Source organism: Oryzibacillus soli (assembly GCF_051594765.1).
GTDB lineage: Bacteria > Bacillota > Bacilli > Paenibacillales > NBRC-103111 > Paenibacillus_AR.
Map to the genome: position 1 here is coordinate 240,275 of NZ_JBPPGJ010000010.1, position 23,999 is coordinate 264,273.

Annotated in this window: 24 protein-coding genes, 7 tRNA genes and 1 rRNA gene; 5 read left to right on the top strand and 27 right to left on the bottom strand. The window is 58.8% G+C overall.

Annotated features, from left to right (window positions below):
* Positions 1–153: 153 nt before the first annotated feature.
* Positions 154–906 carry a response regulator gene (locus tag ACSEXW_RS15765; RefSeq protein WP_438447131.1) on the bottom strand — a complete coding sequence of 251 codons (753 nt, stop codon included), beginning with the start codon at positions 904–906 and terminating at the stop codon, positions 154–156.
* 164 nt (positions 907–1,070) lie between these two features.
* Between ACSEXW_RS15765 and ACSEXW_RS15770 the strand changes: the two genes are divergently transcribed.
* Genes ACSEXW_RS15770 through ACSEXW_RS15780 form a run of 3 tightly spaced genes read left to right on the top strand, consistent with a single transcriptional unit; the run spans position 1,071 to position 4,245 of the window.
* The gene (locus ACSEXW_RS15770; RefSeq protein ID WP_438447132.1) at positions 1,071–2,261 is read left to right on the top strand and encodes a beta-ketoacyl-[acyl-carrier-protein] synthase family protein; all 1,191 of its coding nucleotides are present in this window, start codon (positions 1,071–1,073) and stop codon (positions 2,259–2,261) included.
* On the top strand, positions 2,258–3,670 hold the full coding sequence (locus ACSEXW_RS15775) for a sensor histidine kinase (RefSeq protein ID WP_438447133.1): 1,413 nt from the start codon (positions 2,258–2,260) through the stop codon (positions 3,668–3,670). The genes ACSEXW_RS15770 and ACSEXW_RS15775 overlap by 4 nt, the downstream gene beginning before the upstream one ends.
* Before the next feature lie 11 nt (positions 3,671–3,681).
* Positions 3,682–4,245, top strand: a complete 564-nt coding sequence (locus tag ACSEXW_RS15780) for an HD-GYP domain-containing protein (RefSeq protein WP_438447134.1) — start codon at positions 3,682–3,684, stop codon at positions 4,243–4,245.
* A gap of 90 nt (positions 4,246–4,335) precedes the next feature.
* On the opposite strand, the gene ACSEXW_RS15785 is transcribed toward ACSEXW_RS15780, so the two are convergent.
* From ACSEXW_RS15785 to ACSEXW_RS15870, 18 genes are all read right to left on the bottom strand, one after another.
* On the bottom strand, positions 4,336–5,286 hold the full coding sequence (locus tag ACSEXW_RS15785) for a ribose-phosphate diphosphokinase (protein ID WP_438447135.1): 951 nt from the start codon (positions 5,284–5,286) through the stop codon (positions 4,336–4,338).
* Between the two features lie 108 nt (positions 5,287–5,394).
* A complete protein-coding gene (locus ACSEXW_RS15790) occupies positions 5,395–6,225 on the bottom strand; it encodes a histidinol-phosphatase (protein ID WP_438447136.1) in 831 nt (276 codons plus the stop codon).
* Between the two features lie 75 nt (positions 6,226–6,300).
* Positions 6,301–7,131: a squalene/phytoene synthase family protein gene (locus tag ACSEXW_RS15795; RefSeq protein ID WP_438447137.1), complete on the bottom strand. Its 831-nt coding sequence runs from the start codon at positions 7,129–7,131 to the stop codon at positions 6,301–6,303.
* 167 nt (positions 7,132–7,298) lie between these two features.
* Positions 7,299–7,982 (bottom strand): bifunctional phosphoribosyl-AMP cyclohydrolase/phosphoribosyl-ATP diphosphatase HisIE, encoded by a 684-nt coding sequence (gene hisIE / locus ACSEXW_RS15800; protein ID WP_438447138.1) that lies wholly within the window; start codon positions 7,980–7,982, stop codon positions 7,299–7,301.
* Entirely contained in the window at positions 7,979–8,737 is a 759-nt protein-coding gene (hisF, locus tag ACSEXW_RS15805) for an imidazole glycerol phosphate synthase subunit HisF (RefSeq protein ID WP_438447139.1), read from the bottom strand. The genes hisIE and hisF overlap by 4 nt, the downstream gene beginning before the upstream one ends.
* Positions 8,727–9,371 carry an imidazole glycerol phosphate synthase subunit HisH gene (hisH, locus tag ACSEXW_RS15810; RefSeq protein WP_438447140.1) on the bottom strand — a complete coding sequence of 215 codons (645 nt, stop codon included), beginning with the start codon at positions 9,369–9,371 and terminating at the stop codon, positions 8,727–8,729. The genes hisF and hisH overlap by 11 nt, the downstream gene beginning before the upstream one ends.
* A 4-nt stretch (positions 9,372–9,375) precedes the next feature.
* A complete protein-coding gene (gene hisB / locus ACSEXW_RS15815) occupies positions 9,376–10,014 on the bottom strand; it encodes an imidazoleglycerol-phosphate dehydratase HisB (protein WP_438447141.1) in 639 nt (212 codons plus the stop codon).
* Positions 10,011–11,303, bottom strand: coding sequence for a histidinol dehydrogenase (hisD, locus tag ACSEXW_RS15820; RefSeq protein WP_438447142.1), 1,293 nt, complete (start codon positions 11,301–11,303; stop codon positions 10,011–10,013). Before hisD ends, hisB begins: the two co-directional genes overlap by 4 nt.
* 48 nt (positions 11,304–11,351) lie before the next feature.
* Positions 11,352–12,008: an ATP phosphoribosyltransferase gene (gene hisG, locus ACSEXW_RS15825; protein WP_438447143.1), complete on the bottom strand. Its 657-nt coding sequence runs from the start codon at positions 12,006–12,008 to the stop codon at positions 11,352–11,354.
* A 9-nt stretch (positions 12,009–12,017) separates the two neighbouring features.
* The gene (locus ACSEXW_RS15830) at positions 12,018–13,217 is read right to left on the bottom strand and encodes an ATP phosphoribosyltransferase regulatory subunit (RefSeq protein WP_438447144.1); all 1,200 of its coding nucleotides are present in this window, start codon (positions 13,215–13,217) and stop codon (positions 12,018–12,020) included.
* A 284-nt stretch (positions 13,218–13,501) separates the two neighbouring features.
* Positions 13,502–14,092 (bottom strand): acyltransferase, encoded by a 591-nt coding sequence (locus ACSEXW_RS15835; protein ID WP_438447145.1) that lies wholly within the window; start codon positions 14,090–14,092, stop codon positions 13,502–13,504.
* Between the two features lie 60 nt (positions 14,093–14,152).
* Entirely contained in the window at positions 14,153–14,806 is a 654-nt protein-coding gene (gene ppaX, locus ACSEXW_RS15840; RefSeq protein ID WP_438447146.1) for a pyrophosphatase PpaX, read from the bottom strand.
* A 209-nt stretch (positions 14,807–15,015) separates the two neighbouring features.
* Positions 15,016–15,969, bottom strand: a complete 954-nt coding sequence (gene lgt / locus ACSEXW_RS15845; protein WP_438447147.1) for a prolipoprotein diacylglyceryl transferase — start codon at positions 15,967–15,969, stop codon at positions 15,016–15,018.
* Between the two features lie 68 nt (positions 15,970–16,037).
* Positions 16,038–16,976 (bottom strand): HPr(Ser) kinase/phosphatase, encoded by a 939-nt coding sequence (gene hprK / locus ACSEXW_RS15850; RefSeq protein ID WP_438447148.1) that lies wholly within the window; start codon positions 16,974–16,976, stop codon positions 16,038–16,040.
* A 132-nt stretch (positions 16,977–17,108) separates the two neighbouring features.
* Positions 17,109–18,230, bottom strand: a complete 1,122-nt coding sequence (locus ACSEXW_RS15855) for an ABC transporter ATP-binding protein (protein ID WP_438447149.1) — start codon at positions 18,228–18,230, stop codon at positions 17,109–17,111.
* A 100-nt stretch (positions 18,231–18,330) separates the two neighbouring features.
* The gene (locus ACSEXW_RS15860) at positions 18,331–19,455 is read right to left on the bottom strand and encodes a PucR family transcriptional regulator (RefSeq protein WP_438447150.1); all 1,125 of its coding nucleotides are present in this window, start codon (positions 19,453–19,455) and stop codon (positions 18,331–18,333) included.
* A 112-nt stretch (positions 19,456–19,567) separates the two neighbouring features.
* Positions 19,568–20,422: a C40 family peptidase gene (locus ACSEXW_RS15865; RefSeq protein ID WP_438447151.1), complete on the bottom strand. Its 855-nt coding sequence runs from the start codon at positions 20,420–20,422 to the stop codon at positions 19,568–19,570.
* A gap of 278 nt (positions 20,423–20,700) precedes the next feature.
* Entirely contained in the window at positions 20,701–21,186 is a 486-nt protein-coding gene (locus ACSEXW_RS15870) for a CBS domain-containing protein (protein ID WP_438447152.1), read from the bottom strand.
* A gap of 192 nt (positions 21,187–21,378) precedes the next feature.
* Between ACSEXW_RS15870 and ACSEXW_RS15875 the strand changes: the two genes are divergently transcribed.
* Together ACSEXW_RS15875 and ACSEXW_RS15880 are read left to right on the top strand one after the other, a co-directional pair.
* Complete coding sequence (locus ACSEXW_RS15875; protein ID WP_438447158.1) at positions 21,379–22,707, top strand: nickel-dependent lactate racemase family protein; 1,329 nt, start codon at positions 21,379–21,381, stop codon at positions 22,705–22,707.
* 103 nt (positions 22,708–22,810) lie between these two features.
* On the top strand, positions 22,811–23,113 hold the full coding sequence (locus ACSEXW_RS15880; RefSeq protein WP_438447153.1) for an MTH1187 family thiamine-binding protein: 303 nt from the start codon (positions 22,811–22,813) through the stop codon (positions 23,111–23,113).
* 100 nt (positions 23,114–23,213) lie between these two features.
* On the opposite strand, the gene ACSEXW_RS15885 is transcribed toward ACSEXW_RS15880, so the two are convergent.
* The 8 genes from ACSEXW_RS15885 to ACSEXW_RS15920 form a co-directional block, all read right to left on the bottom strand.
* A tRNA-Lys gene (locus ACSEXW_RS15885) sits at positions 23,214–23,286 on the bottom strand.
* A gap of 6 nt (positions 23,287–23,292) precedes the next feature.
* Positions 23,293–23,377, bottom strand: a tRNA-Tyr gene (locus ACSEXW_RS15890).
* An 8-nt stretch (positions 23,378–23,385) separates the two neighbouring features.
* Positions 23,386–23,458 (bottom strand) — tRNA-Phe (locus ACSEXW_RS15895).
* A gap of 29 nt (positions 23,459–23,487) precedes the next feature.
* Positions 23,488–23,564: transfer RNA gene (locus ACSEXW_RS15900), tRNA-Asp, on the bottom strand.
* Positions 23,565–23,570: 6 nt separating this feature from the next.
* Positions 23,571–23,646, bottom strand: a tRNA-Val gene (locus ACSEXW_RS15905).
* Between the two features lie 11 nt (positions 23,647–23,657).
* Positions 23,658–23,734: transfer RNA gene (locus ACSEXW_RS15910), tRNA-Met, on the bottom strand.
* 21 nt (positions 23,735–23,755) lie between these two features.
* A tRNA-Ser gene (locus ACSEXW_RS15915) sits at positions 23,756–23,843 on the bottom strand.
* 59 nt (positions 23,844–23,902) lie between these two features.
* Positions 23,903–23,999 (bottom strand): 23S ribosomal RNA (locus ACSEXW_RS15920); the annotation flags it as partial.

Sequence of the window (23,999 nt, forward strand, 5' to 3'; positions counted from 1 at the left end):
TCCGGCTGTAAAAACCTTTTATTGTATTCGGACTGCTGCATCCATTAAATTTAAGTATAGCCAAGTGAGTTTTGGAAGTAAAGGCGAAGCGGCGCAGGGCCGAATGCCCTTCAGCAAACCGGAGGAAGGCGGAGACAAAGGACGCTGCACAGGTTAGAGGCTATTCTGGACCAGCAGCCCGCCAAGCAGCTCCGGAAGCTCCTGGACGTTCTCCAATGGCTTGGACCAGATAGCGGCAAAATCGTGCTTGTACTTCGTCTTCAGGTCCAAGGTAGCCACATGTCCGGAGATGAGAACCCGGACCGCGCAGGGAAATTGCTCCTGAACAAGCTTCAGCAGCTCGTCGAACTCGTTGGGGCCATGAAGATAATAATCCATAATGACGAGACGCACCGGCCCGTCCTGGGCGGCTTCCCTAAGCTCCGCTGCGCTGCGGCAGTGCAGGGTTTCGAACCGGGGCGTAAGACAGATCTTATATAGGCGGTACATCTGCTCGGTATCCTCCAGGACGAGGATCAGGGGCTTACGCGCCGGCTCCTGCCGGTGAAGGCATTTTTCGACCGTATTTATTAGTAGATCGGTATCCACCGGCTTGTCGAGGACCCCCGCCACCCCCAGCTTCTGCAGGGACTGACGGGCCTCCTCGTCAAGCTGACCGGAGACCATGATCACCGGGACCGCTTCCCAGTCGGAGCGGATCCGGCGAAGAACGGCCAAGCCGTTATCCCCGCCCTTCAACTTATAGTCCAGAATGACGAGATCGGGCGCCCCCCGGTTCACCGCGGCGTAGAAGTCCCCGGCGTTGGTGTAGAAGGATACGGTGCAGCCAATCTGCCCCAGATGGAACTCGTACAGGAACCTCATCATCTCCGTATCCTCCACTACATAGACCTTCTTCATGTCCATCCCGCCCATTCCTCTCCTGTAATAACAACCGTAGTATTCGCTTATACGCCCGGATTTGCGGGTTCAAAAAGTTTCCACTATGGATGTTCGACAAAATACGGTACTCTTTTGATTAGGTGTGACTTTCGTATCATTGACGTGATAACATATTGGAGGAGTTTCACATGGGCAACCGGCAAGCCGTCATTACGGGATACGGCGTCAAAGCGCCACAAACATCCCGCGTGCAGGATTATCTCCAGATTCTGCAGCAAGGCATGCGCACGCACGAATCCGTTGCAGGCATAGGTCCCGGCGGGGAGGCTCTGGTCTGTGGGGTGGTGGACGAGCCCCTGGAGACCTTCCAGGGCAAGAGGCTCAAGCACTATCCCCGCAGCAGTCTTCTCGCTCTCCATGCCGCTCAGGAAGCCTTCGAGTCGGCCGGATTGGAGAATCCGGCTCAATACCGGATCGGAGTCATTCTCGGTACCTGCACCGGCGGCTTGCCCGAGGCGGAGATGACCTCCTACCATTACAGAGCCAACGATCTTCGGTCGGTTCCGCTCAAGAACGCAGGGCTGACCAATATTCACAGCTTAAGCTCCTCGGTCGCCAGCCATTTCGGCCTAAGCCAGGAGGTCTTCACCATCAGCAACGGCTGCTGCTCAGGCAACGACAGCCTGTATCTGGCCAAGCGGCTGATCGAGGCGGGGGTATTCGACCTGTGCGTGACCGGAGCCTCGGAGACGCCGCTCTGCCACTCGGCCATTGCCAGCTTCCTGAAGCAGCGGGCCATTACCCTGGATTGCTCGCCGGAGAAAACCGGAAACCCTTTCAGCCGCGGAAACGACGACTTCGTCATTGCGGAGGCGGCTGCGGTGGTGATCCTGGAGGCCCGGTCCCACGCCGAGAGCCGCCAGGCACCCATCCGGGCGTTATTATCCGATGCAGCGGTCAATAATGATACGGTATCCATTCACTTGAGCGATGCCTCGGGTGACAGCATGCTCCGCAATACGTCCCTCGTCGCCGAGGGACGAACGATCGATTATGTGAACAGCCAGGCCTTGGGACTGTCCGTTAACGACGGGATCGAGCTCCGGCTCTCCCGGGAGCTGTTCGGCCATCAGGTGCCCTTTACGACCATCAAGGGGATGTACGGTCACGCATTCGGAACCAGTCCGGTGCTTCAGACCATCTCCTCCGTGCTGAGTCTGGAGCATTCCTTCATTCCCCCCACCATCAAAACGACGAAAGAAGGCTTCGAAGACATGCCGATTATCACCGAATGCCAGCACCAGCACGTCCGCCATGTCTTGGTCACCTCCCATGGGTACGGAGGCAATAATAACAGCCTGATCGTGAGCCGGCCATGAACTTCATCCTGATGTCCATCATCGCCATTGTTCCTCTGGCCCTTGGGGTTTCCATCATCACCTTGTTCGGGAAATCCAAATTCACCTTCTCGATCGTCCTCTTCCTTCTCTGTATCTCCATCTGGCAGTTGGACGTTAGCGTGCTCTATTCTTCCTCCCTCTTCAGCACCAGTACGATCGAATTCCTGTTCCGGCTCTTCCGGATCGGCTCGGTCATGCTTCCGCCGGTGTTCTTCTATGTCGGCTACGTCGCCTTCTGGGAATCATCCGCCGGCAAGGAGAACTGCCTCATCCGTCTTCTGATGAACCGGTACGCGGTCATCCTGTATTTTGCCTGGAGCCTCGTCGTGTACGTCTTGAACTGGACCCAGGGCAACTTCTCCCACCTGAAGGCGGTGCTGAGCACCGACGGGGTGACGGTGATGTATCCGGTCTACGGCCCTTATGCAGGCCTGTTCAACTGGCACATCCGGCTGATCATCTTCAGCATTGTCGTCGCCTTTGCGGTCAGCTTCAAGATCAAGGAGCGGCATCTGAAGCATTTCTTCGTGTTCTTCATCATCTCGTACTTCGTGACGTACATGGTCGGGCTGTTGAATCTGAAGATCAGCACCTTCGTTTTCTCGGGACAGGTGGCCGTCATGATCTTCTCTCTTCTGAATTTCATGGTGTACATCCACATGCACCGGAACCTGACGAAGGAGATGAATACGATCCAGCTGCGCAAGACGAATACCGAGAATCTGGAGTTCACCACCTCGGGACTGATCCATGAGCTGAAGAATCCGCTCAGCATCATTAAGGGCTTCTCGGAGATTCTTCCCCGCTCCCAACAGCTTAATCCGACGTCCGCCGAAATGGTGGAGAACATTACAATGGCCTCCAACCACCTGCACAGCGTAATCTTGAACTTCACCGATTTCATCAAGAGCGGCAAGCTGTCCATTACCGACACCGATCTGAATGAAGTGCTGAAGGAAACCATATCCATGGCCGGTCTGAAGGCCTCCGAGAAGGATATCCTGCTGCAGCTGAAAAATCATACCCGGGCGTCCTCCATCCCGGCAGATAAGGATAAGCTCCGTCAGGTCATCATCAACCTGATACACAACGGCATCGACGCCATACCGGAGGGGAATCCGAGGAGGCTGATCCAGCTGGAGCTGTTCGAGGAGAACAACAACTACTGCATTCACATCGAGGACTCGGGCGACGGGATTCCCGAGCATATCCGGGCCAATATGTTTACGCCGTTCGAGACGACCAAGCCCGGAGGAATGGGGTTGGGGCTGTCTATCAGCCTGCGGATCGTCAACTCCCACGGGGGAACCATCGATCTGCTCCGGACCGGAGCCAACGGAACCCTGTTCAAGATCAGCCTCCCCAAGCACCACCATTATTCGATTTGAAGGGATTATGGATGATGAACGTGCCTTTGGCATTTATCGAGTCTCTGATCAATACCTTGGAGGCCAAGGACCCTTATACCAAAGGACATTCCTCCCGGGTCAGCCGCCTGGGGTTTGATCTCGGCAAAGCGCTGCGCCTCTCCGACCGCGCCTGCGAGGAGATCCGTCTGGTGGGCCTCTTCCACGACATCGGAAAGATCGGGGTACCGGATACGATCTTGTTCAAGGAGGGGCCCCTGACCGGGGAGGAATTCCAGCACATCCGGCGCCACCCCGTCATCTCCTCCAAGATCATCGAGCCTCTGGATCCCGAATGTGTCTTGACCCGTGGGGTGCTCCACCACCACGAGAACTGGGACGGCACCGGATATCCCTTCGGTATCGCCAGAGAGAAGATCCCTCTCTCCTCGGCGGTGATCCGGGTGGTGGACTCCTACGATGCCATGACCTCGAAGCGCAGCTACCGGGATTGCTTGTCCAAGCAGGATGCTGCCGACGAGCTGATCCGCAACAAGGGACGGAGCTACCACCCCGACCTGGTGGAAGGCTTCCTGGAGCTGATGGGTCTGGGCTAAGAGGCCACAACTACAAAGAACGCCCCGTGCGATGTCCCTCGCACGGGGCGTTCGGCGTATCAAGAAGCATGGAGCGTCTTAAGCGTTGGCTTACACTCCGCCGTATTTGAACAACGAGCTGATGGAGCCGCCGCTCATGATGATGCGGATCGCATCGGACAAGAGGCCGGCAACCGTCAAGACATGGAACCGGGAGGAATGGTCCTCGGGGATGGCGATGGAGTCGGTGATGACCACTTCCATGATATTGGGATGATCCAGACGCTGCAGCGCCGGGCCGGAGAACACCGGGTGGGTGGCGCAGATCAGCACGTCCTTGGCGCCCCGCTCCTTCAAGCCCTCGACAACGTTCACGATGGTGGTGCCCGTATCGATCAGGTCCTCGATGATGATCGGGGTCCGTCCCTCCACCTCGCCGATGACGTGGGTGATGACCGATTTGTTGTGCTCGGGCCGCTTCTTGATCATGATGGCGAACGGAGCGTTCAGGATATTCGCCAGATTCTCGGCTGTTGTGGCCCGTCCGGCATCCGGGGAGACGACGATGGGATTCTGAATATTCTTCTTGCGGATATAGTCGCTGATGAGATCCAGTGCAGTCAGATGGTCAACGGGAATGTTGAAGAAGCCTTGGATCGCCGGTGCATGCAGGTCGATGGTGATCACGCGGTCCGCGCCTGCTGTGGTCAGTACGTCTGCCACCATCTTCGCGGAGATGGGCTCCCTCGGAGCGGCCTTGCGTTCTTGTCTCGAGTAACCATAATACGGAATAACCAGATTAATAGTCCTTGCCGATGCCCGTTTGGCGGCATCCATCATCACCAGCAGTTCGACAAAATGCTCGTTGATGGGATGGGAGAACGTTTGAACCAGAAACACGTCGCAGTTCCGGATGCTCTCTTCATACAAACAGTAGTGCTCGCCACTTTTGAAGCGGGACAGCTTGACCTGGCCGAGCGGACGGCCCAGCTCTTGGCTTATCTTCTCCGCCAGCTTCGGGTTCGAAGACCCGGAGAAGATTTTCACGTTTTCGGAAATCATGGTTACCCTCCTGAAATCAATCCACTTAAAAATTATTCCCGTCCTCTATTATACATGTTAAGAATTTATTTTGAAATAAGAGCCTCTTCCAAGGTTTTTTGGATAGAATTATTCCAGCGTAAGAGCGAAGCCGGAAACCGGCGCCAGGCTCCTCCGACGTCCCCGGAAGACAGCCGCCTCCCGGATTCCCGCCTGATTCAGAAGCTGCACCGCTTCGTCGAAGCCCGCCGCCACATGCCTCGGATGGTGGGCATCAGAGCCGACGGTGAGCGGAATGCCCAGCTCCGCGCAGGCCACAAGCACCGGCTGCCCCGGGTAAGGGGCTCCCGGCTGCTGCCGGAGCCCGGACGTGTTCAGCTCCAAGGCGATGCCCGCCCGGGCAACGGCCTCCAGGGCCGCCCGCTGCATCGTCCATTCCCCCAGTATGGGAGGCGGGCCATAACGCTTGATGCCGTCGAAGTGTCCGATGATGTCGAAGAGCCCGGAAGCGGCCGCTCCTTCGATGGACCGGTAGTAGGCCTCATAGATCCGGGGAGCCGGCTGCCCGCTCCACCGGCACTGCTGCCGGGAGTCGAACAGATCCCAATCCCCCAGATAATGAACCGAGCCGATGACATAATCCCAAGGATACGGCTTCAGGAGACGTGCGGTCTCCTCCTCCCGTCCTTCGATATAATCCGCCTCGATCCCCAGCAGCACCTCGATGTCCTCACGGTACTTCTCCTTCAGCCGGAGCACCTCTTCCACGTACCGGGGCAGCTCCTCCATGCCCATCGCCAATCCGTTGTGACGCGTTGACGGTTCACCATGAAAAAGCGGCATGTGATCGGATACACCAAGCTGGTGTACGCCGATCTCCATGCCGCGCAATATGTAGTCCTCTATGGTCCCTACGGCGTGGCCGCAGCGGTTGTGGTGCGTGTGATAGTCCATAATCATCTGCTATCGTTCCTGCCGTTCCCGCTCTAACTATGCCCTCACTTCATTGGGGCACCCTGGTATTGTACCACAATCTCAGGCAGGAGAACATCCGCCAGTTATTTGCTGTACCAGGTTCAGGACGGCGGTCCGGCTCAGCTTCTCTTCCCCGGCCTCCACAACGTCCAGTGTCGCGGTAGCCAGCGCCAGGGGAATCCGGCAGAACTCCCGGATCGGTCCTTCCGGCAGCCCGGCGGTGTAAATCTCCGCCTGGTTCAGGTTTCTACGGGAATAAGCCAGCATCCGCGCCCGCTCCCAGCCTTCCGGGAAGAAATCCACGCCCCGTAGCTGATCCTCGGCCCGGTTGCGGATAATATTCACCGATTGCAGTCCCCGTCCGAAGGCGATAGCCCTGGGATAATCCGGCTCCACGCGGCTGTGCCAATGCCAGAGATCGGCCAGCATTACGCCGACCAGCCCTGCTACCGAGTAGGTGTAATCATCCAGCTCCTCTTCCGTCCGGATCTGCCACTTCTTCTCCACCCAGCCCGCCATGCGGCCGGCCATCTCGGAGACGGAGGCCAGAATGCGGGGCTGCACCTCGCCGGGACAGAGGCGGATCCATTCCGCCAGTCGGAGCGTCACCTCCGGCAGGGTGCCTCTGTAAGGCTCATATTGGGCGGCAAGCCGATCCTCCCGGTCCGGATGTGTAAGGGCTGCTGCGGTTGCGTGCAGCAGTCCGGTTTTGACCATCGGGTCCAGGCTCGGATGATCTTCAATCTCATCAATGGCCCTCATACACAAGTATGCGGAAGCCACGGCCTCCTGAAGGCCTGGCACCAGCCGGCTGATGGGGATGAAGAAGGTCCGGCTCGTCTCTTCCAGCATGCGGATGGCTTCCTGCTTCGATTCCACCATGTCATTCATTCGGATACCACCTCGTTATTCTTGCAGATAGGGAACACCCCCCAGTTTACCCGGAAGCTCCCACTCGTATGCAGATCTGTAGACTTGTCTCCCCCACAAAAAAAGAACCCGCCCCGGTCAGGCGCGTCAGAAAGGCTCTGCCGCATACCGGTGGGGCGGGCTGACGCTTATTTATTATGACGGCGGTCCAGTTCCTTCAGCACCTCGTCCAAGGGCAGCTTCTGCTCGCGCAGCAGCACCAGAAGGTGGTAGATCAGGTCGCTCGCTTCGTACCGGAGCTCTTCGGCGCTGCGGTTCTTGGCCGCAATGATGACCTCCGCCGCTTCCTCGCCTACCTTCTTCAGAATCTTGTCCACACCCTTCTCGAACAGATAGGTGGTGTAGGCTCCCTCCGGACGCTCCGCATCGCGCTTGGCGATGGTGGCTTCCAGCGTATTCAGAATGGCGAAGCGGTCTGCCGGGTCGATTCCGTCAGTCACGCTTCCGTCGTTGCCGGCCAGCGGAAGTTCCCGGTAGAAGCAGCTGTAGGCGTTGGTATGGCAGGCAGGCCCTTGTGGCAGCACCTTCAGGAGCAGGGTGTCCGCGTCACAGTCATAGGCCAGGCTCTTCACCTGCTGTACATGGCCGGAGGTTCCTCCCTTATGCCACAGCTCCTGGCGGGAGCGGCTGTAGAACCAGGCCTCGCCAGACTCCACGGTCCGCTGCAGGGCGTCCCGGTTCATATAAGCCATCATCAGCACTTCCTTGCTGACGGCGTCCTGCACGATGGCGGGCACCAGGCCCTCCGGGGACCACGGGATCAGCTCGGCCAGCTCTTCGACGGTGGCCGCTTGCTTCGTTTCGTTGCTCATCGGATCTCGACACCTTTCTTCTTCAGATCTTCCTTCACGTCGTGAATGGTCAGCTCTTTGTAGTGGAAGATGGTGGCCGCCAAGCCGGCGTCCGCCTTCGCTTCTTGGAATACCTCGTAGAAATCCTCGATCTTCCCCGCACCGCCGGAAGCGATGACGGGGATCCCTACGGACTCGGAGACCGCCCGGGTCAGGGGCACATCGAAGCCGTCCTTCGTTCCGTCCGCATCCATGCTGGTCAGAAGCAGCTCGCCGGCACCCAAGGATTCCACCCGGCGGACCCACTCCAGCGCCTTGATGCCCGTCGGCGTACGGCCGCCGTGGATATAGACCTCCCACTCGCCCCAGGCGGGGTTGAACTTGGCGTCGATGGCCACCACGATGCATTGGCAGCCGAACCGCCGGGCGCCGTCCGTGATCAGCTCCGGATTCTTCACCGCCGCCGTGTTGATGCCGATCTTGTCGGCACCGGCCCGGAGAATCCGGGTCATGTCGTCCACGCTTGCGATGCCGCCCCCCACTGTGAAGGGGATGGTGATTTCTCCGGCCGTCTTGCGGACCACCTCCACCATGGTGGCGCGCCCTTCATGGGAGGCGGAGATGTCGAGAAACACCAGCTCGTCCGCCCCCTCCCGGTCATAGGTGGCCGCCAGCTCCACCGGGTCTCCCGCATCCCGCAGGTTTACGAAGTTGACGCCCTTCACCACCCGGCCGTCCTTCACGTCCAGACAGGGAATAATCCGCTTAGCCAACATCGGCTTCCGCCTCCTTCTTCCGGTCGGGCGCTCCGCACAGCTTCAGGAAGTTGGCGAGGAGCGCCATGCCGAGCGACCCGCTTTTTTCCGGGTGGAACTGCATGCCGTATACGTTGTCCCGGCCCACGATGGCCGTTACAGGATGGTTGTAGTCCGTGACCGCCAGAAGATCGGATGCCCGCTCCGGCAGCGCGTGATAGGAATGCACGAAGTACGCGTGCCCCTCCTCCAAGCCGTCCAGCAAGGGGGAGTCCGGGTTCTTGAACTCCAGCTTGTTCCAGCCCATATGGGGGACCTTGAAGCTGCCTTGGAACCGGATGACCCGGCCCGGCAGGAGCGACAGCCCCTCGTGCTCGCCATGCTCCTCACTTCCGCTGAACAGGAGCTGCATGCCCAGGCAGATGCCGAGCAGCGGCTTGCCGGAGGCGGCATACGCCCGGACCACATCATCCAGCTTCGCCTCTCGCAGGAAATGCATGGCGTCGCCGAAGGCGCCTACGCCGGGAAGAATGGCGCCGTCCGAAGCCAGGATACGCTCCGGGTCGGACGTCACCACCGCCTCGTAGCCCAGCCGCTCCACCGCCTTGCTGACGCTGTGCAGATTGCCCATGCCGTAATCAATGATGGCGATCATCCGTTTACAGCACCCCCTTCGTGGAAGGCACTCCTTGCACCCGGGGATCGATGGACGTCGCTTCGTCCAGGGCCCGGCCCAGCGCCTTGAAGACCGCCTCGATCATATGGTGGGTGTTCTGGCCGTAATGCACGATGACGTGCAGGGTGATGCGGGCCTCCAGAGCCAGCTTCCATAGAAACTCGTGAACCAGCTCCACCGAGAAGCTGCCCACCTGCTGGGACGGATACTGGGCCCGGTATTCGAAGTGGGGCCGGTTGCTGATGTCGATGACGACCTGCGCCAAGGCTTCGTCCATAGGGATGAAGACGCTGGCATAGCGCTTGATGCCCTTCTTGTCCCCCAGCGCTTCGCGGAGCGTCTGCCCCAGGCAGATCCCGATGTCCTCCACGGTATGATGGTCGTCGATATGCACGTCGCCCTCCGCCTGTACCTTCAGGTCGAACTGGCCGTGCTTCGTGAACAGATCCAGCATGTGGTTCAGGAACGGCACGTCCGTTTCGATCTCGGAGATGCCGGTTCCGTCCACGCCGAACTCCAGCTTGATGTCCGTTTCGTTGGTTTTGCGCGCTACCGCTGCGGTCCGCGCTGCGGAGGATTGGCCCTCCGCCGCTGCTTGCTGCACCTTCGTCTGCTCCGTCATTGGGCTCCCCCCTCCTTCTCCACTCGGATTTCGACCGCCCGCGCATGGGCCTGCAGCCCCTCGAACTTGGCCAGAGCGGCGATCTGCGGCGCATCCCGCAGGAGCGCCTCCTTGCTGTAATAGATGACGCTGGATTTCTTGATGAAGTCGTCTACGCTCAGGGCGGACGAGAACCGGGCGGTGCCGTTGGTAGGCAGCACATGATTCGGACCGGCAAAATAATCGCCCACCGATTCCGAGCTGTACGGCCCCAGGAAGATGGCTCCCGCATTCTCAATCTTCGCCAGGTACTGGAACGGCTCCCGGACGATGACCTCCAGATGCTCGGGCGCCATCTGGTTGACGACCTCGATGCCCGCCTCAAGCGTGGGCACCGTCAGGATGGCGCCGTAATCGGCCAGCGACTGCTCCGCAATCGCCCGCCGCGGCAGCAGCGCCACCTGGCGGCCGAGCTCCGCTTGGACGGCCTCGGCCAGAGCCTGCGACGGCGTCACGAGGACCGCCGACGCCATCTCGTCGTGCTCGGCTTGCGACAGCAGATCCGCGGCCACATAGGCCGGATCCGCCGAATCGTCGGCGAGCACGATGATCTCGCTGGGACCCGCGATGCTGTCGATGTCGACCACGCCGTACACGTAGCGCTTGGCGAGGGCGACATAGATGTTGCCGGGTCCCACGATCTTATCCACGGCCGGGATCTGGGCCGTGCCGTAGGCCAGCGCCGCCACCGCCTGGGCGCCGCCGACCCGGTACACCTCGCGGACGCCCGCCTCAGCGGCAGCCACGAGGATGTACGGGTTCACCCCTTCCACGCCGGCCGTTGCCGGCGGCGTGACCATGGCGATCTCCGGAACACCCGCCACCTGGGCCGGGATCGCATTCATCAAGACGGACGACGGATACGCCGCCTTGCCGCCCGGAACATACAGGCCGACCCGCTTCAGGGGCCGGATCACCTGCCCGAGCAGGGTGCCGTCGGGCTTCAGGTCCATCCAGGACTCCCGCTTCTGCTTCTCGTGGAAGGAGCGGATGTTCACCGCCGCCTCCCGGATGGCCGCCACGAACTCCGGCTCCACCCGGTCATAGGCCGCCTGGATCTCCTCCTCCGGAATCCGGAACTGCTCCACCTTGGACTTGTCGAACTTCTCGGAGAACCGGCGTAAGGCTTCGTCGCCTTCCGCCCGTACGGCCTCGATGATCTCCTTCACGGCCTGGTTCTGCTCGGGAGACCCGTATTCCACCTCCCGGTGAATGGAGAATTCCTCCGCCGGTATGATCCGCACCGCCATGCCAACCGTCCCCTTTCGATATGTGTTAATGTTGAAGTCTTATGTCTATCAGGCGTTTATCCTCGGGGCCGCAGGCTGCTCCCGCCCGGAGATCACGTCCTGCAGCTTGTCGCATATCTCTTGAATCCGTTCGTTCTTCATCCGGTAGCTCACCCGGTTGGCGATCAGACGGCTCGTGATCGAGAAGATCTGCTCCATCTCCACGAGACCGTTCTCCCGGATGGTGGAGCCCGTCTCCACCATATCCACGATCCGGTCCGCCAGGCCGATGAGAGGAGCCAGCTCGATGGAGCCGTTCAGCTTGATCACGTTCACCTGCTGCCCCCGCTCCCGGAAGTATTGGGACGCCACATTCGGGTACTTGGTCGCCACCCGGAGATTGATGGCCGGCTTCCAGTCCGGCAGTCCGATGACGGACATGCGGCAGCGGGCGATCTGCAGATCCAACAGCTCGTAGACGTCCCGGTTCTCCTCCATCAGCACATCCTTGCCGACGATCCCGATGTCCGCTGCTCCGTACTCCACGTAGGTGGCCACGTCCACCGGCTTCGCCATGATGAACTCGAAGCCTGCGCCCGGCACCGAAATGATGAGCTTGCGGGACTCCTCCAGATCATCCGGAACGGCGAAGCCCGCCTCCTGGAACAGCTTGATGGCCGGGCGGTTGATCCGCCCTTTGGGCATGGCGATTTTCAAGGTTTCCATCTCCACCCGTTACCCCCTCTCTCCATAAAAAAGCACCGCGTCCTCATAGCTCCGCCCCTCGTACGCGAAGCACCCGTCCCCGCTGCGCGCGAGCTCGGGCTTGACGGCCAGGCAGCGGGTCTCCACGCTGACCCCGGCCTCCGCCCGGAGTGCTCCGGCCCGCTTCAGGGCCTCCGCCCGGCGGGACGGCTCGTAGACGACGAGCAGCCGGCGCACGGGGGCCGGCGTCTCCTGGGTGGCTTCCATGATCCGCGTCGTCTTGAGCGCGAATCCCGTCGCCGGAGCCGGACGCCCGAACTGGCGCAGCAGGTTGTCGTAACGCCCGCCGCTGACCACCGGGAAGCCCAGATTGGCGGCATACCCTTCGAAGGTCATGCCGGTATAATAGGAGAAATCTCCGATCATCGTCAGATCGATCAGGACGTTCTGGCTGACACCGTACGCCTTCAGCACCTCGTAGATGTCGCACAGATGCTGGATGGACTCCTGGGCCAGCTCATCGCGGGTCAGACCCCGGGCCAGCTCGCAGATCTCCTCGCCGCCCCGCAGGCGGAGGATGCCCTCCAGCTCCTTCTGCATGGTCTCCTCGAGGCTGAAGCCCTTCAGCTTCTGGCGGTAGCCCACATAGTCGCGGTTCAAAAGACACTCCTTCAGCGCCTGCTGCTCTTCCTCCCGGCCGTTCAAGGTCTCGTGGAACAAGCCGTTCAAAAAGCCCGTATGCCCCAGGGCGATCTTGAAGGTGTGCACGCCGGCAGCCTGCAAGGAGGCAATGGCCAACGCAATCACCTCGGCGTCCGCCTCCGAGGACCCGTCTCCGACCAGCTCGGCGCCGGTCTGGAAGAACTCCGACTCCCGTCCCGCCTCCTCCTCGAAGGCCCGGTAGACGTTAGCGTGGTAGGAGAGGCGTAGCGGCAGCTTCTCCTCCTTCATGAGGGAGGCCACCACCCGTGCGATCGGGGCCGTAATATCCGGCCGCAGAACCAGGGTACGCCCGTTCTGGTCGAGGAGCTTGAACATCTTCTTGTCCTCGGTGGAGCTGGCTACGCCCACCGTATCATAGAACTCCAGCGTGGGCGTGATAATCTGGCTGTAACCCCACTTCTCCATACATTCCAGCACGCGGAACTCGATGCTCCGCAGCTTCGCCACCGCTTCCGGCAGATAGTCCTTCACGCCGGTCGGCTTCTCAAACACCTTAGGCTTCGACAACCCACTCACCCCATCTTCCGAATTCCAGCTTGCCGTTAATCGATCCTACCTGCTATTGTAACATTCTTGTCCATGTTGGGGAATTCTGCCTCCACCCCGTACATCAAGGCACCGGCCCTTTAACGCGGCAAAACGCTTTAGTGCGATACCATGCTACCATATTACCATACTACCAAAATAAAGGGATTAGACGTAAATATACCACGCTCCAAGGAAACCGTCAATTCCCTTTCGGCGTGGCCGGGGACGTGCACATGGTCCTGACGGACCCTATATCCGATCACTCATACCGGTTCCAGTTCCGGCTCCTTGTCCCGCTCCGGCTCTTCCATTCGGCACCGATCCTGCCGCGACGAAGCCTGTTCCTGCTGTCCTGCCCGCTCCGCCTCCGGCCGTCCGGGACGGATGACCTGGAGCGGATTGCCGGCCACGAAGCTGTAGGGCTCCACATCCTTGTGCACGACGGCTCCCGCTCCGACGACCGCATTATCACCAATGGTGACCCCGGGGAGAATGGTGCAGTTGGCGCCGATCATGACATGGCTGCCGATACGCACATCCCCCAGCCGGTATTCGCGGATCAGGTATTCATGGGTCAGAATCGTCGAGTTGTAGCCGATAATCGTATTCTCGCCCACATGGATCCGTTCCGGGAAGAACACGTCCACCATCACCATAAGCGCGAAGGAGGCATGTTCGCCTACCTTCATCCCGAGCACATTCCGGTAGATCCAGTTCTTCACCGGCAGCGAGGGACAGTACCGGGCGATCTGGATGAAGATGAAATTCCGCACCGCCTTGAAGCGGTTCACCGTCCGGTATACCTGCCATAAGGCATTGGGTCCCTCCGTTGGGTACTTCTCCGTTTGGCGCATCCTTTTCCCTCCACTCGGTTCTATTACCGGCCCCCCGGCCCCAGTCCCGTTATAGACGGTTTACTTTCCGGCTTCCGTTAGGCCGCACATCCCAATCAGCTCCCGGATATCGGCAATCATGAAGTCCGGCTCGAACTGCCGGAGGAACTCCTCGCCCTTCTCCGTCCAGCGGACTCCGGCTACCCGGATTCCCGCACGCTTCGCCGCCTGAATATCATATTGGCTGTCTCCCACCATCAAGGTTGTTGCGGGTTCGGCCCCCAGCTCCTCCATGGCCTTCCGGATTCCTTCCGGCGAAGGCTTCGGTTCGCTGACTTCGTCCACCGTGACGATGCTGCCCATGAATGGCTTCAGCCCGAAGCGCTCCAATCCCATCAGTGTGGTGCGCCGTACCTTGCTGGTTACGACCCCCAGCTTGATGCCTCCCCGGCTCAGCCGCTCCACGGTCTCCCTCACATAAGGAAATTCCCGGATCAGCTCATCATGCCGGCTGATATTGTAGGTCCGATACTTGCGGATGAACGGCTCCACATCCTCCTGCCCCGTATACTCCCGCATCTGGTCGATCAGCGAGCGGCCGAAATTCCCTACTATATCCTCCCGGGTATACACCTTCTCCGTGACCCCTTCCAGCGTGTGCAGGAAGCTGGCCACGATCAATTCATTGGTGTCGAGAATGGTGCCGTCCAAGTCAAACAATACAGTCTTAAACATGATGTCCTCCTATCCTGTACTAACGGAGTCCGATGACCGGACTCTGTTAGGGAAGCCTCGAATTAGGCACAGCCCCTTTGAGGGCCTTCCTCGAACTTTCATCCTCTTAGGGTACGACGCTCGCAGCATGGGTGTCCGTATAAGAAAGAGGTCCGCAAGCCGTCCCCATCCGGGGAACCTTGGCCTGCGGCCTCTTTGGCTATCCATGCTTATTCCGTTGCCGGCCCTTGTACGCTCTCTACCGCTGCGGGCTGCTCCTTCGTCGACTCGATCGGATCCCGGTAATACGGCTGTGCCGCTCCTAACCGACGGCGCCGCAGGACCATGAAAACCACCGCGCCGATGATCAGTAGGATCGCCAGCAGCTGAGAGGTCCGCACGTTCCCGTACGCCATCTCTCCCGCCTGGAAGAACAGATCCATGGGCGCCCACAACCCATTCATCAGCGATGCCAGCCATCCCGGTCCGTCAAAGGCTAGACTGTCCGTCCGGAGCCCCTCGATGAAGAACCGTCCGATGGAATAGCCGATGAAGTAGCTGGCGAACAGCTCGCCCGACTTCAGGAACTTCTGCCGCCGGAGCCAGAACAGCAGCAGCAGGCAGGCCAGATTCCAGAAGGACTCATACAGGAAGGTCGGGTGATAGAACTCCCCGCCGATGTTCATCTGGTCCACGATGAAGCCCGGCAGATGCAGCTTGTCCCGCAGGAAGGTCTCCGGAACCGGGCCGCCATGGGCCTCCTGGTTCACGAAGTTCCCCCATCGGCCGATCATCTGCCCCGCAATCAGGCTGGGCGCGCAGATATCGGCGATCCGCCAGAAGTTGTAGCCCTTCCTCCGGCAGTACCAGATCGCACCGGCGATAGCTCCGATCAAGGCGCCGTAGATGGCGATGCCGCCGTTCCAGATCGCGATGATCTCCGCCGGGTTATGCTTGTAATCCTCCCACTTGAACGCCACATAGTAGATCCTTGCTCCCACAATGGCCGTAGGAACGCCGATCAAGAGGAGATCCATGAAGAAATCCGGGTTCATGCCGAACCGTTTGCCCTCGTACACGGCCAAGTACAAGCCGAACAGAGCGGCCGTTCCGAGAATAATACCGTACCAATGTACGGATATGGGTCCCAGGGAAAATGCGATGGGATCAAGCGCCAATAGCATGCCGCTTCTCCTTTCAGCCGCCGGTTCCGGCGGGAATTAGTCTATCCCGATGGACGAGGGATTCCTGCTTACTCCATCTCATCCATATCTTCATTGATCGTTTCGGTCAGCTTGTTCGTAAATTGGAGGGCAGCGTTGTACCCCATCCGCTTCAGGCGGTAGTTCATGGCCGCCACCTCGATGATGACCGCCAGGTTCCGGCCCGGACGGACGGGAATGGTGACCAATGGGATATCGGTATCGATGATCCGGGTGGTTTCCTCGTCCAGACCCAGACGGTCGTACTGCTTATCCTGCTGCCAGTTCTCCAGCTTCACGACCACATTGATCTTCGTGTTGTTGCGCACTGCACCGGCACCGAACAGCGTCATCACGTTGATAATCCCGACGCCGCGGATCTCCAGCAGGTGCTTGATCAGGTCCGGCGCGTTGCCGATCAGGACATTCTCCGCCGTCTGGCGGATCTCCACCGCATCATCCGCAATAAGCCGGTGGCCGCGCTTGACCAGCTCCAGAGCGGTTTCGCTCTTGCCGATGCCGCTGCTTCCGGAGATGAGCATGCCGATGCCGTACACGTCGACGAGTACGCCGTGGATGGTGGTGGAGGGAGCCAGCTTATGCTCCAGGAAATCGGTAATTTGGCCAGCCAGCGTAGTCGTGTTCACGTGGCTGCGCAGGACGGCGATTCCGGTAGAGGCCGATGCGTCCATAAGCTCCGGCGGCACGTCCAATCCGCGGGTGATGACGACGCAGGGCGTCGCTTCTCTGCACAGCCGGGTCATCCGGTCCTTCCGGTCCGCTTCGGGAAGCTTCTCGAAGAAGGTCAGCTCCGTCTTACCCAGAATCTGCACCCGGTCCTCGGGATAATATTCGAAATATCCGGCCATCTCCAATCCGGGACGGCACAGGTCCGCCACGCTGATCTGCCGTTTCAGCCCTTCGCTGCCGCTGACGACTTCCATCTGGAACTTGCTCGCCAAGTCGCTGACTTTCACCTTTTTCGGCATATATCCTTCAATCTCCTTTATGTACCAATAGTACCATCCTATAAGAATTGCCGTCATAAATCAACAACCGTATGTACGACAAAAGCCGGCTGTTGCCAGCCGGCCTCTTACAAGCTTGCGCTTGCTGATATCTTAAGCAGTGAAGATATTCAGAGTGGAGTCTTTGTCGAAGAAATGAACCTTGTTCATGTCCAGCGCCAGCTTCACGTTGGTGCCGTCCTTGATGCCGGAGCGGCCGTCTACACGAGCGATGGTAGCGCCGGTGCCCAGACCGGACAAGTGCAGGTACATTTCGTGACCGAGGTTCTCGGTTACGTCCACTTGAGCGTTCACAATGGTGTTCGGGGAAGCTTCCAGGAATACCGGCTCATCATGGATGTCTTCAGGACGGATGCCCATAACCACTTCCTTGCCGATGTAGCCTTTATCGCGCAGGGTCTTGGCTTTGCCGCCCGGCAGCTCGACGTTGATGCCGCTGGCTTTGAAGAATACGCCACCGTTTTGTTCGGTCAGAGTACCGTTAACGAAGTTCATGGCAGGAGTGCCGATGAAGCCAGCAACGAACATGTTAACCGGGAAGTTGTACATTTCGTCCGGAGTAGCCGCTTGCTGGATAACGCCTTGTTCCATAACGACGATACGGTCGCCCATGGTCAGAGCTTCGGTTTGGTCATGCGTTACGTAGATGATGGTGGTTTCCAGACGCTTGTGCAGCTTCAGGATCTCAGTACGCATCGCTACGCGAAGTTTAGCGTCCAAGTTGGAGAGCGGTTCGTCCATCAGGAACACTTGCGGTTCGCGGACGATTGCGCGGCCCAGAGCAACACGCTGGCGCTGACCGCCGGAGAGAGCCTTCGGCTTACGGTCGAGCAGGTGCTCGATGTCGAGGATCTTAGCAGCTTGACGAACGCGTGCGTCGATATCGGCTTTCTTGAATTTACGCAGTTTCAGGCCGAATGCCATATTTTGATAAACGTTCATGTGCGGGTACAGAGCGTAGGACTGGAACACCATTGCGATGTCGCGGTCTTTAGGCGCTACGTCGTTTACAAGACGGTCACCGATGTACAGCTCGCCGGAGGTGATTTCTTCGAGACCTGCGATCATACGGAGGGTCGTGGATTTACCGCAACCGGATCCACCTACCAGAACGATGAATTCCTTATCTTTAATATCCAGATGGAAATCTTTTACCGTCGGTTCGGGGTTGCCCGGATAAGTTTTCACGATGTGATGTAAACGTACGCCTGCCATGTTTAAATTCCTCCCACATGATCATTTCTTGTCTTCTCTTGATAGTCTTATCTTACCCTACAGAAGGGCTCTGTGACTATGCACAAACCCTACAAAAAAACTACTTCCTTTTCGTCACTTTGTACAATAGGAGCGCCGTCTTCACAAGGACCGCATCGCTGAAGGTCCGAACGTCCTTCCCGGTCTCCTGCTTGAACTTATCGAGCCTGTACAACAGCGTGTTGCGGTGGATGTAGAGCTTCTTCGCCGTCTCGCTGACGTTGCAGTCCAATGCGAAGAACTGCTCCAGCGTGGACAGCATCTCCGCGTCCAGGACATGGTCGATGCCCCGAAGCACCTGCTCCACGAAGGCCGTTCTCTCGTTGTCCGGAACCGCATACAGCAGCTTCTCCATATGCATGTTCCACGGAAGATGCAGGTTGCTGCCGAGATGGTACATCTTGCCCAGCTTGATGGCCTCGCGCATCTCATGGACCGTAGTTAAGAGGGATTTGGCCGGCGTCATGGGGTAATGGATGGTGACATGGCACTCACCCACCCATTCGTTGGACAGCATCTCATAGAGTCCTCCGCAAATGGATGCAAGCGCTTCCTCCACGCTTTCTTCCACTTCGTCCTCCCGCTCGTCACCGGAGCTTTCGGACAAGAGGGACTCGGAGCCCAGAATAAGCCATTCCTTCTCCATGAGCGGAATCAGGATGATCTCCGCATCGAAGAAGGACTCCAGCAGCTTCTTCAGCTCCATATACGTGACCGTCTGGGTGTCGGAATAATCGCCGTACAGCAAAAAGGGAATCTTCGGCGCATACAGAGCCAGCTGCGAAGCCAAGAGCTCCGGCATGTCCGCCCGGGTCTCGCCGTTCTCCAGATGCTGGAGAATCCAATCCTTGACGAGCGCCGCCTTCCGCTCCTCCTCTCCCATGGTATGAACCGCCTTCGGGGGAGCCACCGCCGCCCATGGATCGGATGCTTCCAGAAGCATCTCGACAAGCCGTCTCTCCGAAGGGGTGACCAGCACTTCCTCTACAGACAGCACCGGCAGCTTCCCAGCCTCGGCGCCTCCCAATCGGAAGTACAGCACCTGGCCCTGCACGGCCGTTCTCGATAGCGCCTGCCCCGGCGCCTGTCCGGTCCAAGCCTCCCATTCCCGGGCCGCTACCGTCTCCCGTCTTACCGGAGCGCCGAGTATGGTTCCCAGCTGACCGGCAATATGATCCCACTCCATATCCACAGCTCCTATACCGCCAAGATCTCTTTCTATACCCTGTCTATTGTATCATATGAAACAACCCTTATCAGCATGATTGCCGTAAGGGTTGGATTTTGACAGTATAGGGTCAGTCCTTGATCAGACGGCGGGCCGTTACATAGTGGTCATCCCACCAGCCGCTCTCGATGGTGGAGTATTTGACCCCGCCCTCTCCATAGGTGTGAATCATCATGCCGTCCCCTACATAGATACCCACATGTCCGATCTTCGGTGCGGAATCCTTGGTGGTGAAGAAAACCAGATCGCCTACCTGAAGGTTTTTGCGGCTGACGTAGGTGCCCTCCAGCGCCTGGTTCCGCGACACGCGGGGAAGGTCGAATCCGTTCTGCGAGAACACGGTCTTCACGAAGGAGGAGCAGTCGAAGGTGTCGGTCTGTCCGTACTTAGCGCCGAATACATAGGGGGTGCCCAGGTACTTGCGCGCATCCAGAATGATGTTGACGCGAAGCCGGTCCGACTGGGAGAGGACGCGGCGCGCCCCGATGAATTGGTCCTTATAAGCGGTTACACTGCGGGTAACCACTTCGTCCTTGGACTTGGATGCCATGACGAATTGGTTGTTGCCCATGTAGATGCCGTTGAACGATATCGTGCTTCCCTTGCCGAAGAACAGAATATCACCCGGCTGAACCGATCCCAGGGTGCTGATGAACGGCTTGTCCATTTTGTATTGGGCGTTCATGTAGCGCGGAATGTCATAGTCCAGGGTCTCGTAAATGTAGTGGATCAGGCCCGAAGCATCGAAGCCTTTGGCGGGCGCCTCTCCCCCCAGGGTGTATTCTTGGCCTACCATCTCACGGGCTAAGGATACGGCATCCATATCGCCGGCAGCGGCGTGTACGCCTTCCGCCCACATGCCTGCCGTCAACATCGTAAAGGCCGCCGATACATAAAAGGTTCGTTTGACCGCACGTCTGAACAAGATGATTTCCCTCCAAAGTTGCTCAAGATTGGTGTATGGTCCCCCGATCTGGTAAAACCAGACCGCCTATGTACAGACTACCATGGCAGCGGTATTGCCGCATTCCGTAAATGTTGGCTGTGCAGGACCCCCTCTGCCAGGGGTACCAGTACCCACCTGCGTTGCCATACGGACCGCCGCAGCATCCTCCATAAGGATCGCTCGGAACCCCCCATCTTATTCCACCCGGAGCAATTTACCAGCCTGTCCACTCCTGCTCCCTCGTACGGGAGCCTGCTTTATTCTTCAGGAAGCAGATCTTGACCCGATTGCGTGAGATAGTGCCGGGTCACGGCCCGGATGATATCTCCCCGGCTGATGATGCCGGCCAGAACCCCATTTTTGACGACCGGCACCTTCTTGATCCGCTTCTTGCCCAGAATGGCCGCGATCTCGCCGATCTCTGTATCCTCCTCCACTGTAATGACATGGTGCGTGGCCACCTTCATGACATTCATCTCGATCAGCTTGTGGAACTTGATCCCGATATCCACCTGATCCGTGTAGACCGCCGAGAAGAGGAAGCTCTCGAACACGACCGGATTCTGCTTGCCGATCCTTCGCATGATGTCACCGTCGCTAATATAGCCCACAATCTCATTGCGGTGGTTCACCACCGGCAGTCCGCTGATCCGGTTGGCGACGAACTTGTCCATAACGCTCCGGACCGTGTCCTCCTCCAACACCTTAATAACCTGCCTCACCATAAAATCCGATGCCTTCATACGGCAGCCCCCGTTTCCGATTGGTTCTAATCTTGCCGAATGCAGCTTTCTTCCTTTGTTGTACCCCTCCCGAGCTTCGCTGTCAATGCTCGGACAGAGCATGAACCGGTATGGGGGAGGATATCCTAATGGGGATCAGGACAACCCTGCCACTTCCATTTTGGACAAAAGGAGGCGTCTCCCATTCTTACGCTGCGCTATGGGGAGAGTACTGTATCCTTCTCTTTGCCGGAGCCCCTCCGTCCCGATATCTTATCCTATGCAGACCCGGGTCTCGCGGATCCGGATCCGATCGCCCGCGCTCTCCAAAGCCCCTTCGGCTCCCCTCGGCTCTCGGAACTGGCCCGGGGAAAGAGGACCGCCGTGATTCTGATCAGTGACGGAACCCGGCTTAGCCCCAGCCACCTCTTTCTCCCCCTGCTGCTGGACGAGCTGAATGCGGGCGGTATTCCGGACGAACGAATCCGGGTCGTTGTCGCTCTGGGCATGCATCGGAAGCACACTCCGGAGGAGCTGGAGCGGCTGGCCGGCCCAAGCGTCTGTTCCCGGGTTCCGGTTCTGAATCATTCCGTGCTGGAGGACCACTGCGTCTACCTGGGGGATACATCTAAAGGCACGCCGGTAACGATCAACCGCCATGTGGTTGAAGCCGATCTCCGGATTGCAACGGGGAACATCGAGCCCCATCGGCTGGTGGGCATGTCAGGCGGCATTAAGGCGGTCATTCCCGGCTGTGCATCCCGCCGATGTATCGAGGCCAACCATTCTCTTTCACGCACACACAAGGCGGTTCCCGGTTCATTGGACAATGCGGTTCACGACGATCTGGAGGAAGCACAGCGGTTCGTGCCGATCCACTTCCTCCTGAACGTCATTGTGAACCACAGCAGGGACGTGATCGCCGCCGCTGCTGGCAGTCCCATTCCTGCCCACCGATCCTTGCTGGAGCAAGCGGCCGGAATCTTCCTCGTTAAGCCGAAGTCTGCTCCTTATGACTTCACCATTGTCTCCGCCGGCGGTGCACCTAAGGACCTGCAGCTGTATCAAGCGGTCAAGTCCTTGCAGAACGCAGCCTCCGTGACGAAGCCGGGCGGCGCCATCCTGCTTTTGGCCGAATGCCGGGAGCACTATGGCAACGGCATTATGCAGCTCTGGTCCGAGAACGCATGTGACCGGGATTCCGTGCTGCGAGCCCTAGAGGAACAGTTCGTATTGGGGGCGCACAAGCTAGAGCATCTGTACCGCATCACAGGCTCCCATCGGGTCTGGCTCCATTCCGCCATGCCCGGCAGCCTGCTGCAGCTGATGGGCTTCCAGACGGGCGGCAGCTGTCTGCAAGAGACGGTCGACCGCATCCTGACAGAGCTCCACCAGGAGAACCGGGTACTGCGAACCGTGGTAATGCCTTACGGGGCGCTTACCTTCCCGCGGACGCCGGAGAGCTCCCCCAAACCGGCGGAGGCGGAGGAACGGATGTCCCTGATCCAAGCCTCCCTGCACGCCGAGCTGCCTGCTCATTAACCGTTCTAAGCATCCGCATGCCTTCCGCGAAGCTCCCAAAAGGAGTACAATACGGGTAATCCCCCTGGATCAGAGCCAGGATCACCCGAAAGGAGCAGGCAGCATGGCTATCGTTGAAGTAACCATCGTCCCCTTGGGGACCGGAACTCCCAGTGTCAGCCACTATGTGGCGGAGGTCCATAAGGTGCTGGAGCAGGCGCCGGAGAACGTCAAGTTTCAGCTTACCCCGATGAGCACCATCATCGAGGGCGAGCTGGAGGATCTCTTAGCCGTCGTTCGTCGCATGCACGAGGTTCCCTTTCAGAAGGGAGCCCAACGGGTCTCCACCTCCATCCGCATCGATGACCGGCGGGACAAGGCGTCCAGCATGGAGTCCAAGCTCCAGTCGGTCCACGAGAAGCTGTAGCTGTCAAAAAAAAAACGGACGCAGGGGATTTCCCGCGTCCGTTGGGCTGTATAAAAACCAAAAAGGCTGTCCCCAAGGACAGCCGTACTCTCAACAAACGTGAGCCATGTAGGACTCGAACCTACGACACCCTGATTAAAAGTCAGGTGCTCTACCGACTGAGCTAATGGCTCATAACATGGTGGAGGGCGATGGATTCGAACCACCGAACTCAGAGAGAGCAGATTTACAGTCTGCCGTGTTTAGCCACTTCACTAGCCCTCCATGAAGAGTGGCTCGGGACGGAATCGAACCGCCGACACGAGGATTTTCAGTCCTCTGCTCTACCAGCTGAGCTACCGAGCCATAAAGATGCTGCATATTAAATGAAAAGATGGCGGAGCCGACGGGATTCGAACCCGCGGTCTCCTGCGTGACAGGCAGGCATGTTAGGCCTCTACACCACGGCTCCGCGATATGGTGGGCGCTGACGGGATCGAACCGCCGACCCTCTGCTTGTAAGGCAGATGCTCTCCCGGCTGAGCTAAGCGCCCGGGGATAAAAGTGGTAGCGGCGAAGGGAATCGAACCCCCGACCTTTCGGGTATGAACCGAACGCTCTAGCCAGCTGAGCTACACCGCCACATTATGATGAAGGAAGATACGGAGAGAGAGGGATTCGAACCCTCGCACCACTTACGCAGTCTAACCCCTTAGCAGAGGGTCCCCTTGAGCCACTTGGGTATCTCTCCATGTTAACTTCCGTCAGGACTTGCGCCCTGAAAACCGGATGCGAAACTTCCGAAAACCAATGGATAAGCCCTCGACCGATTAGTACTGGTCAGCTCCACGTGTTGCCACGCTTCCACCCCCAGCCTATCAACCTCGTCGTCTTCAAGGGGTCTTAC

Coding starts and splice junctions, on each gene's coding strand:
- ACSEXW_RS15795 (WP_438447137.1), bottom strand. CDS start 7,131: ATGAATGACATGGTGGAATCGAAGCAGGAAGCCATCCGCATGCTGGAA.
- ACSEXW_RS15880 (WP_438447153.1), top strand. CDS start 22,811: ATGGCTATCGTTGAAGTAACCATCGTCCCCTTGGGGACCGGAACTCCC.
- ACSEXW_RS15775 (WP_438447133.1), top strand. CDS start 2,258: ATGAACTTCATCCTGATGTCCATCATCGCCATTGTTCCTCTGGCCCTT.
- hisG (WP_438447143.1), bottom strand. CDS start 12,008: ATGGAAACCTTGAAAATCGCCATGCCCAAAGGGCGGATCAACCGCCCG.
- ACSEXW_RS15860 (WP_438447150.1), bottom strand. CDS start 19,455: ATGGAGTGGGATCATATTGCCGGTCAGCTGGGAACCATACTCGGCGCT.
- hisD (WP_438447142.1), bottom strand. CDS start 11,303: ATGGCGGTGCGGATCATACCGGCGGAGGAATTCTCCATTCACCGGGAG.
- hisF (WP_438447139.1), bottom strand. CDS start 8,737: ATGTTGGCTAAGCGGATTATTCCCTGTCTGGACGTGAAGGACGGCCGG.
- ACSEXW_RS15780 (WP_438447134.1), top strand. CDS start 3,682: ATGATGAACGTGCCTTTGGCATTTATCGAGTCTCTGATCAATACCTTG.
- ppaX (WP_438447146.1), bottom strand. CDS start 14,806: ATGTTTAAGACTGTATTGTTTGACTTGGACGGCACCATTCTCGACACC.
- ACSEXW_RS15785 (WP_438447135.1), bottom strand. CDS start 5,286: ATGATTTCCGAAAACGTGAAAATCTTCTCCGGGTCTTCGAACCCGAAG.
- ACSEXW_RS15790 (WP_438447136.1), bottom strand. CDS start 6,225: ATGATTATGGACTATCACACGCACCACAACCGCTGCGGCCACGCCGTA.
- ACSEXW_RS15870 (WP_438447152.1), bottom strand. CDS start 21,186: ATGAAGGCATCGGATTTTATGGTGAGGCAGGTTATTAAGGTGTTGGAG.
- ACSEXW_RS15765 (WP_438447131.1), bottom strand. CDS start 906: ATGGACATGAAGAAGGTCTATGTAGTGGAGGATACGGAGATGATGAGG.
- hisH (WP_438447140.1), bottom strand. CDS start 9,371: ATGATCGCCATCATTGATTACGGCATGGGCAATCTGCACAGCGTCAGC.
- hprK (WP_438447148.1), bottom strand. CDS start 16,976: ATGCCGAAAAAGGTGAAAGTCAGCGACTTGGCGAGCAAGTTCCAGATG.
- hisB (WP_438447141.1), bottom strand. CDS start 10,014: ATGACGGAGCAGACGAAGGTGCAGCAAGCAGCGGCGGAGGGCCAATCC.
- ACSEXW_RS15855 (WP_438447149.1), bottom strand. CDS start 18,230: ATGGCAGGCGTACGTTTACATCACATCGTGAAAACTTATCCGGGCAAC.
- ACSEXW_RS15835 (WP_438447145.1), bottom strand. CDS start 14,092: ATGCGCCAAACGGAGAAGTACCCAACGGAGGGACCCAATGCCTTATGG.
- lgt (WP_438447147.1), bottom strand. CDS start 15,969: ATGCTATTGGCGCTTGATCCCATCGCATTTTCCCTGGGACCCATATCC.
- ACSEXW_RS15770 (WP_438447132.1), top strand. CDS start 1,071: ATGGGCAACCGGCAAGCCGTCATTACGGGATACGGCGTCAAAGCGCCA.
- hisIE (WP_438447138.1), bottom strand. CDS start 7,982: ATGAGCAACGAAACGAAGCAAGCGGCCACCGTCGAAGAGCTGGCCGAG.